This window comes from Chroococcidiopsis cubana SAG 39.79, from assembly GCF_003991895.1.
In the GTDB taxonomy this organism is placed as follows: Bacteria; Cyanobacteriota; Cyanobacteriia; order Cyanobacteriales; family Chroococcidiopsidaceae; genus Chroococcidiopsis; species Chroococcidiopsis thermalis.
Genome location: NZ_RSCK01000033.1, coordinates 1 through 11,993 on the forward strand (window position 1 = coordinate 1; position 11,993 = coordinate 11,993).

Sequence of the window (11,993 nt, forward strand, 5' to 3'; positions counted from 1 at the left end):
GGACAAGGGGGACAAGGGGGACAAGGTAGATACGAAGATCTCTTCTTAGCGTTCTTCTCAGCGCCTTCGCGTCTTTGCGTGACCTAAAATCATATCTCTGCAAGTAAGCTAAGGAAAACAACAAAGCCAAAAGAAAACCGACGTAATTTTGTATATAAATCAGATAACAACCAAAAATCAGCAAATTATCCCCAATTATGAATTACGAATTCAAAATTACGAATTAGCATATATGCTATGCTGTGCTGGATAAATCTACTAAAATAGTATATCTGCACTAGTTAAAACTAGTTAAGTAAAAGTTTTTACACCTCCTATCCTAGAGGCGCGAATGGCTATTAACAATGATGTTGCTGGCAAGCAAAAAGCCCTGAATCTAGTCCTGAATCAAATCGAACGCAATTTCGGCAAAGGGGCGATCGTGCGCTTGGGAGATGCGACCCGAATGCGCGTGGAAACTATCTCTAGCGGTTCGTTGACGCTCGACTTAGCTCTAGGCGGCGGTTTACCCAAAGGGCGGGTAATTGAAATCTACGGTCCAGAGAGTTCTGGTAAAACGACAGTAGCACTCCACGCGATCGCGGAAGTCCAAAAAGCAGGTGGAATTGCTGCCTTTGTGGACGCAGAACACGCCCTCGATCCAACTTATGCAGCGGCTTTGGGTGTAGATATTGAGAATCTCCTCGTCTCCCAGCCAGACACGGGCGAAGCTGGTCTAGAGATTGTCGATCAGTTAGTGCGATCGGCGGCGGTGGATATTGTGATTGTTGACTCTGTAGCCGCGCTAGTTCCCCGCGCTGAAATCGAAGGTGAAATGGGAGATACCCACGTCGGCTTGCAAGCACGTTTGATGAGCCAAGCTTTAAGAAAAATCACGGGTAACATCGGTAAATCTGGTTGTACCGTAATTTTCCTCAACCAGCTACGACAAAAGATTGGCGTGACCTATGGCAACCCAGAAACGACAACTGGAGGTAATGCCCTTAAGTTCTATGCCTCTGTACGTTTGGATATTCGCCGGATTCAAACCTTGAAAAAAGGCACGGAAGAATTCGGCAACCGCGTTAAAGTCAAAGTTGCTAAAAACAAAGTTGCGCCGCCATTCCGAATCGCCGAGTTTGATATTATCTTTGGCAAAGGCATTTCTACATTAGGTTGTATGGTAGACATTGCCGAGGAAACAGGCGTAATTGTACGCAAAGGTGCGTGGTACAGCTACAAAGGCGAAAACATTGCCCAAGGTCGCGACAATACGATTAAGTATTTGGAAGAAAATACTGAGGTTGCTCAAGAAATTCAGAAACTCGTCCGAGAAAAACTCGACATGGGTGCTGTAGTCTCAGCTAACTCCGTGAAAGCTCACGAAGAAGATGAAGACGAAGATACGGATATGTCTGACGACGAGTAGCTTTTTTGTTTGAATCGGAGTAGAGACGTTACACGTAACGTCTCTACATTTCCTAGATCAAACCTTCGCCTTTTCCAACCATTGCATCACCGTTTCTCCCAGACGAATTCCATTGAGTCTATCGATTTCTCGGATCCCTGTAGGGCTGGTGACGTTCACTTCAGTTAGATAGCCACCGATAACATCAATTCCGACAAAGTATAAGCCGTTTTGTTGTAGGCTGACAGCTAAATCCTTACAGATCTGATGTTCTCGGTCTGTAATTTCAGTTTTGGCTACCGTACCGCCAGCTGCCATGTTATTACGAAAGTCGTCGCTGGTGGAAATTCGATTCACAGCTCCGATGGGTTCGCCGTTGAGTAGAATAATCCGCTTGTCTCCTTCTTTCGCAGCAGGGATAAATTCTTGCACCATCACGGGCATTTTGGCTTGGTAAGTGCTAATTTCTACAATTGAGTTGAAATTGCGATCGCCCTCTTCAAGATAAATAATTCCTTCACCTGCTTTGAGTCCCAGTGGTTTGAGAATCGCTGCCCCTCTTGTTGCTAAAAATTGGCGAATCACCTTTTTATCCGCACTCACAATTGTCTCTGGCATCAAATGAGTAAATTGTAGAGCAAACATTTTTTCGTTGGCTGCCCTCAACCCTTGGGGATTATTGACAACTAAAGTTTTGCTCCGATCGATGAAGTCGAGAATGTAAGTAGCGTAGAGGTAGGGAATATCTACAGGCGGATCTGTCCGCATGAACACAGCATCAAAATTTTCTAAAGGCATCCAGGTGCGATCGCTCAAATCGTACCAAACCAGTTCCGCTACCCAGCGCCCATCCACCAACTGCACGGGTTGAAGTTGTAAGCGTTCTAAAACAGCCCATGCCTTACCTTCAGCTACCCCCAAGCGGCTAGCTTGAGTTATCCACACTTCATGTCCTAAAGCTTGCGCTGCTTCCATCAAAGCAACGCTCGTATCGTGACCTGGATCGAGTTTGTGGATCGGGTCGATAATAAAAACTAGTTTTAAACTCAATGGCTTACGCTCCTTGAGCCGAGGTTAGCAGCGGATCGAGTTTGCCTTGGAAATCCAGATCGTAAATGTCATCGCATCCCCCAATGTGGCGGTCGTCGATAAAGATTTGGGGTACAGAACGGCGACCGTTTGCTCTGTGTGCCATCTGTTTGCGAGCGGCTTCATCACCATCAATACTGTACTCGATAAAATCAACGCCTTTTTTTGCAAGAAGTTGTTTGGCACGAATGCAAAACGGGCAGGATCTCCAGGTGTAGATTTCGACTTTAGGAGCCATAAAAATCTCCAATTTTTTAAGTTAATATTTTTTAAATTTTAGACCCTATTCCTCTGCTTCTCGATATAACTCCTGGAGAGATTGCTGTTGCGTCCGGCGAGACTGGCGGCGATATTTTTTCGTTTCTAGTTTGGGTTCGTACTGACTTTTACCCCGTTTGGTCTTCAGCTTTAAATTCGATTCAGGATTGGCTTGACGAGCTAGCTGTTCTCGATCGGCGATCGCCTCCTCCAACAAGTCCAAATAGTGCTGGTAACGTTCCCAGTCGCCCCGCACGACACAATTGGGTTCGTCGCGGTGCAAGCAATCGCTAAACTGACAACTAGCAACGGCTAAGCGTTGTTTTGCTTCTGGAAAATAGCTTGCTAACTCTTCTGGAGTACAGTCAAGATCGGGTTGATTAAAGCCAGGAGTATCGGCGAGCAATCCCCCTGTAGGTAATTCAAACAGTTCGACGTGCCGCGTCGTGTGACGACCCCGCAACAGTTTCCCCGATACTTCTCCGACTCGCAATCCTGCTTCTGGGATTAGCATGTTGATTAAACTCGATTTCCCCACTCCAGAGGGTCCAGCAATGACGGTTATTTTCGCTTGCAGGCGCTGGCTCACTCGATCGACTCCAAATCCTTGATGGACGCTGATAAATAAAGGTTGATAGCCCCAGCGATTTAGGCGATCGCGCCAACTATTAATCTGCTGGACTGAGAGCAAATCGCTTTTATTCAAGCACAGACAAATTTCTAACCCCGTAGACTCTGCTTTGACTAAAAACTTACTCAATTGATACGGGTCGAGGTCTGGTTCTGCCAAGGCAAATACCAGCAAAATTTGCTGCGCGTTAGCGATCGCCGGACGATCGAGCTGACTTTGACGGGGTAAGACTTCCCCAATTGCCCCTCGACCACCAGCCCAATCCGGTTCTTCTATGACAACGCGATCGCCAACCATGACTTGCTGTCCTAGCTTTTTCAACCGCGCCCGCCGCGTACACAAGAGAGCTGAGGGAGTTGAGGGAGCTGAGGGAGTAGTTAATTCTGAACCTGGAGCATCTAACCTTACCCAGTAGTAGTTTGCTTGTACTGCTACTACCGTACCCACTAGAGGTGAAGTGTCCTCTATGAGTTGAATTTCAGAATTGTGCAAATCATTCATGCATGACTAACAAACTCTCAAGCTTAGAAAATTAGCAAATAGCCAAGATCGTTGAAAATAATTCCGAATTCCAAATTCCGAATTCATTTCACAGGATGCCTCACCTGAAGCGCGAAAAACCCATCGCGTTTTTCAATTTGCTCGATTTGATACCCTGCCATCGTTAAACTATCCGGCACTTGCTCGATTGGTTCGCCTGGATCTAGCCAGACTTCCAGCAAGCTGCCTGGAGTCATTTTTTCTAATCGTAACTTAGTGCGAACGAAGTTAATCGGGCAGGGAGTCCCGCGTAGATCGAGTTGAGCATCGGCAGATGACAAAAATGATTGATTCATTTGTGGAACAGATTTCCCAAAAATCCTTCTATACCACCTTTTCCAGTGCGATCGCCCCGAATTTTAGCTAGCTTTTCCAGCAATTCTCGTTCTTCGGGAGTAATGCGGGTGGGAATATCGATTGAGATTGTGATGAGGTGATCGCCTCGACTGACGGGATTACCCAAGCGCGGCACGCCGTGAGTTTCTAAAGTCATCACGGTGTTTGGTTGAGTACCAGCAGGCACGATCAATTCAGTCGGACCATCTACCGTATTAACTTCTATGCGGCTGCCTAGAATTGCTTGCAAGTAACTGAGTTTAATTTCTGATAGAACGTTAATCCCGTCGCGGCGAAATTCTGCGTCTTCGTTGACAAAAATGTAAACGTATAAATCTCCTGGCGGACCATTGCGATCGCCTGCATCACCTTCTCCAGAAATGCGCAAGCGCGTACCGTTGTCAACTCCGGCGGGAATGGTGATTTTTAACTTCTTCGTTACCTGCCTCGCACCTTTCCCGTCGCAAGCTTCGCACTTGTCTTCAATCATCTGCCCCGTACCGTTACACGTGGGACAAGTAGACACCTGCGTAAAACTCCCAAAGGGAGTGCGGGTAACGCGCCTTACCTGACCCGAGCCACTACAAGTCGTACAAGTACGCGGTCGAGTTCCAGGCTTTGCACCAGAACCGCTACAAACTTCACAAGTTTCTAGGTGAGAAATGCGAATTTCTTTCTCCCCGCCAAAGACCGCTTCTCTAAAATCTAACTTCAAATCTAACCGTAGGTCGTCACCACGGACTGGTCCGCTCCGCCGCCGCGTCCCACCTTGAGCGCCCGCACCACCAAAACCGCTAAAGAAGCTTTCAAATATGTCAGCAAAACCGCCAATATCGCCAAAGTCTTGAAAACCTGCTGCCCCAGCACCAGCTGCGACACCAGCTTCGCCAAAGCGATCGTAACGCGCCCGCATTTCCGGTTCCGATAACACTTCGTAAGCTCGGTTGATTTCTTTGAACCGCTCCTCAGCTCCAGTTTCCTTATTCACATCGGGGTGATATTTCCGAGCGAGGCGACGATAGGCGTGTTTGATTTCTTCTTTATCCGCACTGCGGGAAACACCCAGAATTTCGTAATAGTCACGAGCCATAGAGCGCTGCTGGTTTAGTGGTTAGAAGAGGGATGAATCTGTTGCTGTCCTGCGGCGATCGCGTTTCAGCGTTAGTTACTAAAGTTCCATAATCACTGTAGACAAATCACCGTACTTTCAACAAGGTGGCAAAACCGATCCTTTTCAGTTATCAGTAGCTAGTGGCTGGTGACTAGAAAAGAGTCTAGCTACTAGCCACTAGCCACTAGCCACTCAAAAATAACAAATGACTACTCCTCAATTGCTTCGTAGTCTACTGCATAAGTACTATCGTCTCCAAAGGAAGAAGTGAAGGTGTCGTCCATACCTGATGAAGTAAAAGAGCTACTGCGATTGGCTTGTTCGTAAACGCTGGCTCCTAGAGCAAATAAGTTTTGCTGGAAGTCTTGCAGTCTTTGTTCGATTGCTTCAATAGTGGAAGCAGGATCGGCAAAGGCTGCTTTGAGTACGGCGACTTTTTCATCTGCCTGAGCTTTAAACTCTTCAGTAATTAGGTCTTTATTATCTCTCAAGGTGACAAAATAACTTTGTAACAAGTGTTCTGCTTGGTTTTTCAGTTCGATCAGTTCCAAGCGTTTTCGATCTTGCTCGGCAAACATTTCTGCTTCTTGCCGCATCCGTTCTACTTCACTTGCACTCAACCCACCCGTGTTTGTGATCCGCAAGGATTGTTCTCTGCCAGTGCCTTTATCTGATGCTGCCACTTTTAAGATGCCGTTGACATCGATCTCAAAGGCAACTTCAATTTGGGGCGTGCCTCTAGGAGCAGGAGGAATTCCTGTGAGTACAAAACTTCCCAAAGTTTTGTTGTCTCGCGCCATCGCTCTTTCTCCCTGAAGAACTTTGATTTCCACAGAGGTTTGTCCGTCGGTAGCAGTCGAGAAAATTTGCGCTTTACTGGTGGGAATTGTGGTATTGCGTTCGATAATTTTTGTAAAGACTTCCCCTAAAGTCTCAATTCCCAGAGAGAGCGGAGTTACGTCCAGTAGCAAGACATCTTCGACTTCGCCCCCCAACACTCCACCCTGGATTGCCGCGCCTAGTGCAACAGCCTCATCGGGATTGACCGATCGCTCGGCTGTTCTGCCACCAAAAAAGTTTTGCACGGCATTTTGCACGGCTGGAATGCGGGTGGAACCACCCACAAGAACAATTTTATCGATATCTGGGGGGCGTAAACCGCAGTCTTTGAGGGCTTGCACCATCGGTTCGATCGTGGCTTGGATCAGAGCTAAGACCAACTCTTCAAACTTGGCGCGGCTTAGCTCTTGTTCTAAGTGTTTTGGTCCCGTAGCATCAGCCGTGATGAAAGGTAAATTAATTGTCGTGCTGCCAAGGGTAGACAGTTCGATTTTGGCTTTTTCTGCTGCTTCTCGTAGCCTCTGGAGTGCCATGCGGTCGGCAGTTAAGTCTACACCTTCACTGTCTTGAAAGCAAGAAATCATCCAGCGCACGATACAGTTATCGAAATCGTCACCGCCAAGTTGATTGTTGCCAGAGGTGGCTTTAACTTCAAAAACCCCGTCTCCTAGTTGCAGGATAGAAACGTCAAACGTACCGCCGCCTAAGTCGAAGACGAGAATTGTTTGGTCTCGATCTTGCTTATCCAAGCCGTAAGCTAAAGCGGCGGCTGTCGGTTCGTTGATAATACGTAAAACTTCCAGTCCCGCGATCGTGCCTGCATCTTTGGTTGCCTGCCGCTGGGCATCGGTAAAGTAGGCTGGTACGGTAATTACTGCTTGGTCTACGCTTTCTCCCAAAAAATTTTCTGCGTCCTGCTTGAGTTTTTGCAGGATCATGGCAGAAATTTCTTGAGGAGTGTAGGTGCGATCGCGAATTTGGACATCTACAGTGTCGTCGCGTCCTCTAACGGATTTGTAGGGGACGCGCTGGCGTTCTGCTTGAGTTTCGTTCCAACGCCGTCCGATAAACCGCTTGATACTGTAAACAGTGTTTTCGGCATTCGTGACGGCTTGACGCTTTGCCAACTGACCGATCAAGCGATCGCTGGCTTTACCAAAGCCAACCACGCTGGGAGTTGTTCGTCCACCTTCTGAATTGGGGATCACCAGTGGTTGACCGCCCTCTAAAATGGCAACACAACTGTTCGTTGTCCCTAAGTCAATCCCAATAACTTTTCCCATATTCAGCAGTAAGGTGGCTTTTATTGATGTAGCGTCGTCCCAGATCGCGATCGACGCAGTAAATTGGCTCTACGATATATTTCCCAGAATTTGTCTCAATGCATTCACTCCTAAGATATTTTTTCACTCAACTTTCTGTAACTTCGGGTGGAGTTTCTGCTACTACCGTTTCTGACGGTGTTTCTTCTGGGGCAGTAGCTACTTTTACCAAAGCATGACGCAACACGCGATCGCCTAAGTAGTAACCCCTGACCAATTCTTCAATCACCGTGCCTTCAGGGTACTCGCTTGTTGGTTCTCTCATGACCGCTTCATGTAGGTTCGGGTCAAACTCCTTGCCTTCAGGTCGCATTGCCGAAACACCTAGCCGCTTGAGGCAATCTACCAGTTGCTTGTATACTCCCTGATAACTTTTGTGAAGATTCATTTCAGCATCGGTTTGCGGTTTGAGCTGCGCTCTTGCCCGCTCGAAATTATCTACCACAGGTAGAATTTCTTGTAGAGTATTCTGTTTAATCTTTTGCTCTAAGTCTTCTTTGTCTTTGAGCGTGCGTTTGCGAAAATTTTCAAAATCCGCGCCCATGCGCATGTATTGACTGGTACGCTCCTCCAAGCTAGCTTTGAGTGACTCGATCTCCCGCTCCTTTTCTAACAAAGCAGCTCGATTATCGGCTTCAGGCGCGGTGGAGGAGGTATCAGGCTTTTCTACTTCGACTGGATTCTCGTTCGATGCAACGTTAGCATCTCCCTCTGGAGCGTTTGCCTGTGTTTCAAATTCTCCGAATGCATTTGAGTCCATTGTTTTGGTTGTGACCTCGTTCGTTGTTTGCTGTGTTTGCTGTTGTGGTTCTTGGTTAGTTGCGTATTCCGTTTGCTTTTCTTCGTCAATCATTATGTCCCAATCCTAAATCCTAACAACTGTGTAGCTGTGGAAGGGGCTAGAGATATGAGGTTTACTCCAGCCACTAACCTTCAGCTTGTGCGCAAACTTACCTCTTCTAGGATGCAATAATTGCAGGCGCAGTTGCACGGGGAATACAGTCATCAGTGACTAGTGGCTAGTGGCTAGTGGTTAAATGCTTCTGAACTCCGACTTCTTCTGCTTCTCGCCTCTGTAATATTTCTCTTGAGATTTGGGAACACTCTATTTGGGAATACTTGATTATGCAAAATCTTAGTAGCGATTATGTCTTACTCCTCTTCAATGCAGCGGCGTGCCTTAATTGTCAAAAATGACTTGTCTCCTTTTGGCAACAAAGTAGTTGAGACTGGGTATGTCAGTAAAGAGCAGATGAAGCAGGCTTTAAGCGAAAGTCGCTCGACTGGGCGATCGCTACCGGAGATTTTAGAAGCTATAACTGGACGACAACTGCCACCAGACTTAATTAGACAATATAAAAAACAACAGCTATTCGAGCTAAAAATTCTCTACGGTGTAGAGTTTCTCGATCCAGAAATCAATCAGATTGGCACAAGTCAAGTCGGCGAGTTGATCGATTCTTTGATCCCGATTGATATTTGTCGTCGCTATCGGCTGCTACCTATATCAAAAAGTGATGAGCCTCCGTCCATTTTGATCGCAATGGTCGATCCAGATAATTTGGATGCCCAAGATAATTTAAACCGTATTCTTCGCCCCCGCGATATTGGATTGCAAAGGACGGTCATTACACTAGAAGACTTCCAAGAACTTCTTTCTAAATATTTAGATGAAAATGTAGAAAAACAAAAACAACAGGCAGACAATCAAAGAAATAACGCTAATGCCGTCGATTTCACTGTAGAGTTAGATGGACTTGATTTACAAGATGCACCAGAGGAGGGTGACGCAGATTTAGGTGCATCTCTCAAAGATGCGGATGCTGCTCCTGTAATTGCCCTAGTGAATAAAATTCTGATCAAAGCGTTACAAGAAAAAGTTTCAGATATTCACATTGAACCCCAAGAAGAGTACTTGCGCGTCCGATTTCGTAGAGATGGAGTATTGCGGCAGGCTTTTGACCCCCTACCCAAACAAATTGTTCCTGCTGTGACAGCTCGATTTAAAATTATTGCTGAATTAGATATTGCCGAACGACGCGCACCCCAAGATGGTCGTATTCGCCGCGTATTTGAAGGACGAAAAGTTGATTTTCGCGTCAACACCTTACCCAGTCGTTACGGGGAAAAAGTTGTTTTGCGGATTTTGGATAACTCATCTACCCAACTTGGGTTAGACAAATTAATTAGCGATGTAGAGAGCCTGCAAATTGTGAGGGACTTGGCAAGTCGTCCGTTCGGACTGCTGTTGGTTACGGGTCCGACGGGAAGCGGTAAATCAACCACTTTATACTCAATTTTGGCAGAACGCAACGATCCAGGGGTAAATATCAGCACCGCTGAAGACCCCATTGAGTATTCTCTACCAGGAATTACGCAAGTCCAGGTGATTCGAGAAAAAGGAATGGATTTTGCGTCAATTTTGCGGGCTTTTCTACGACAAGACCCAGACGTAATTCTAGTTGGTGAGACACGGGATAAGGAAACGGCAAAAACCGCTATTGAGGCAGCACTGACGGGACACTTAGTATTGACAACTCTGCACACTAATGATGCTGCTGGGGCAATTTCTCGTTTAGACGAAATGGGTGTAGAACCATTCATGGTGTCCGGTGCGCTGCTAGGGGTTGTGGCTCAACGTTTGATGCGGCGCGTCTGTTCTGATTGTCGCATTCCTTATACTCCCAGTGCCGATGAGTTAGCTCGGTTTGGACTGGCGAGTTCTAAAGATGTCGAACTCACGCTTTACAAAGCTAAATCTTTGGAGTTAGAAGAAATTCAAGCCGCTAAGGCTAAAAATCAACTTTGCTCTAAATGCGCTGGCGTTGGATATAAAGGGCGTTGTGGCGTATATGAAGTTATGCGCGTTACAGAACGACTACAAAATTTAATTACTGAAGGAGCGCCGAGCGAACGGATTAAAGAAGCAGCCGTAGAAGAGGGCATGAAAACGTTGTTAGCTTATAGTCTGGAGCTAGTGATGCAAGGTAACACGACTTTGGAAGAAGTAGAGCGCGTCACTTTCACTGATTCTGGTTTGGAAGCGGAACTGAAAGCAAAACGTAAAAGTTCATTAGAGTGTAAAACTTGTCATGCAGAGCTACAACCAGAGTGGTTTGAGTGTCCTTATTGTATGACTCCACGATTTAGTGACTAGACAATCGGTAATGGCAAGTCAAAAGTTAAAAGTTAAAAGTTAAAAGTCAAAACGAACAACCACCAATTACCAATTGCCAATTACCAATTGCCAATTACCAATTACCAACATAACTCTCAAGGAGAGTAACTATGGAATTAATGATTGAAGACTTAATGGAAGAAGTTATTAACTCGGGTGGTTCGGACTTACACATTTCAGCAGGTTTACCGCCATATATCCGTATCAGTGGAAAGTTGACTCCAATGGAACACGAACCACTAACAGCAGAACAGTGTCAAAGACTAATTTTTAGTATGTTAAATAATACCCAGCGCAAAACTCTAGAACAAAACTGGGAACTTGACTGTTCTTACGGGATTAAGGGACTAGCTCGCTTCCGCGTCAACGTCTATAAAGACCGAGGTACGTATGCCACCTGCTTGCGAGCGCTAGCCTCCAAAATTCCCAGCATGGAAACCTTAAATTTACCCAGTATTGTGCGGGAAATCTCGGAAAAACCACGAGGATTAGTCTTGGTAACGGGACCAACTGGATCGGGTAAGTCTACTACCCTAGCGTCCATGATTAATAATATTAATACAACGCGGGCGGAACACATTATCACAGTTGAAGATCCGATTGAGTTTGTCTACGAACCAATCAAGAGTGTGATCCATCAGCGTCAAGTTGGAGAAGATACAAAGAGTTTTGCTAATGCTCTTAGAGCAGCTTTACGGGAAGATCCAGATGTAATTCTGGTAGGCGAAATGCGTGACCTAGAAACAATTCAGTTAGCGATTTCAGCAGCGGAAACAGGACACTTAGTATTTGGTACACTACACACGAGTTCTGCGGCTCAAACTGTTGACCGGATGGTAGATGTATTTCCTCCAGAACAACAGCAACAAATTCGCGTCCAGTTATCTAACTCACTTGTGGCAGTATTCAGTCAAACTCTCGTATCTAAAAAGAACCCTAAACCAGGCGAATACGGTCGAGTTATGGCTCAGGAAATTATGATTGTTACCCCTGCTATCTCTAACTTAATTCGTGAAGGAAAAACAGCTCAAATTTACTCGGCAATTCAAACTGGAGGAAATTTGAGTATGCAAACATTGGAAAAAGTTTTAGCAGATCAGTATAAAACTGGTCTAATTTCGTTTGAAGCAGCAATGTCTAAAACATCTAAGCCAGATGAATTACAGCGCTTGATTGGTAATACTCCAGGAGTCGGTGCAAAAGCTGGTATGAGAGCAGGTACTTCTATGCATTAACTAATTCTTAGAAAATCATCTGTAGAGATATATAGTTTGTATCTCTACAACTTCCATATTCTCTAT

Annotated in this window: 11 protein-coding genes; 3 read left to right on the forward strand and 8 right to left on the reverse strand. The window is 45.8% G+C overall.

Going from position 1 to position 11,993, the window contains the following annotated elements:
* Positions 1-331: 331 nt before the first annotated feature.
* On the forward strand, positions 332-1,408 hold the full coding sequence (gene recA / locus DSM107010_RS18990) for a recombinase RecA (protein ID WP_015153795.1): 1,077 nt from the start codon (positions 332-334) through the stop codon (positions 1,406-1,408).
* Between the two features lie 57 nt (positions 1,409-1,465).
* Here the strand turns inward: recA and gshB are convergent, their stop codons facing one another.
* From gshB to grpE, 8 genes are all read right to left on the reverse strand, one after another.
* Positions 1,466-2,437: a glutathione synthase gene (gshB, locus tag DSM107010_RS18995; protein WP_015153794.1), complete on the reverse strand. Its 972-nt coding sequence runs from the start codon at positions 2,435-2,437 to the stop codon at positions 1,466-1,468.
* Positions 2,438-2,441: 4 nt separating this feature from the next.
* Positions 2,442-2,714, reverse strand: a complete 273-nt coding sequence (gene grxC, locus DSM107010_RS19000; RefSeq protein WP_015153793.1) for a glutaredoxin 3 — start codon at positions 2,712-2,714, stop codon at positions 2,442-2,444.
* A gap of 45 nt (positions 2,715-2,759) precedes the next feature.
* Positions 2,760-3,866 (reverse strand): small ribosomal subunit biogenesis GTPase RsgA, encoded by a 1,107-nt coding sequence (gene rsgA, locus DSM107010_RS19005; RefSeq protein ID WP_106170631.1) that lies wholly within the window; start codon positions 3,864-3,866, stop codon positions 2,760-2,762.
* Positions 3,867-3,949: 83 nt separating this feature from the next.
* Positions 3,950-4,201 (reverse strand): sulfurtransferase TusA family protein, encoded by a 252-nt coding sequence (locus DSM107010_RS19010; protein WP_015153791.1) that lies wholly within the window; start codon positions 4,199-4,201, stop codon positions 3,950-3,952.
* Positions 4,198-5,331 carry a molecular chaperone DnaJ gene (gene dnaJ, locus DSM107010_RS19015; protein WP_106170634.1) on the reverse strand — a complete coding sequence of 378 codons (1,134 nt, stop codon included), beginning with the start codon at positions 5,329-5,331 and terminating at the stop codon, positions 4,198-4,200. The genes DSM107010_RS19010 and dnaJ overlap by 4 nt, the downstream gene beginning before the upstream one ends.
* A gap of 230 nt (positions 5,332-5,561) precedes the next feature.
* On the reverse strand, positions 5,562-7,475 hold the full coding sequence (dnaK, locus tag DSM107010_RS19020) for a molecular chaperone DnaK (RefSeq protein WP_015153789.1): 1,914 nt from the start codon (positions 7,473-7,475) through the stop codon (positions 5,562-5,564).
* Positions 7,453-7,602 (reverse strand): hypothetical protein, encoded by a 150-nt coding sequence (locus DSM107010_RS38560; RefSeq protein WP_158631818.1) that lies wholly within the window; start codon positions 7,600-7,602, stop codon positions 7,453-7,455. The genes dnaK and DSM107010_RS38560 overlap by 23 nt, the downstream gene beginning before the upstream one ends.
* Positions 7,603-8,367: a nucleotide exchange factor GrpE gene (grpE, locus tag DSM107010_RS19025; RefSeq protein ID WP_015153788.1), complete on the reverse strand. Its 765-nt coding sequence runs from the start codon at positions 8,365-8,367 to the stop codon at positions 7,603-7,605.
* A gap of 294 nt (positions 8,368-8,661) precedes the next feature.
* Between grpE and DSM107010_RS19030 the strand changes: the two genes are divergently transcribed.
* Both DSM107010_RS19030 and DSM107010_RS19035 read left to right on the forward strand, forming a co-directional pair.
* Complete coding sequence (locus DSM107010_RS19030; protein WP_015153787.1) at positions 8,662-10,671, forward strand: GspE/PulE family protein; 2,010 nt, start codon at positions 8,662-8,664, stop codon at positions 10,669-10,671.
* 131 nt (positions 10,672-10,802) lie between these two features.
* On the forward strand, positions 10,803-11,927 hold the full coding sequence (locus tag DSM107010_RS19035; RefSeq protein ID WP_106168530.1) for a type IV pilus twitching motility protein PilT: 1,125 nt from the start codon (positions 10,803-10,805) through the stop codon (positions 11,925-11,927).
* The last annotated feature ends 66 nt before the right edge of the window (positions 11,928-11,993 follow it).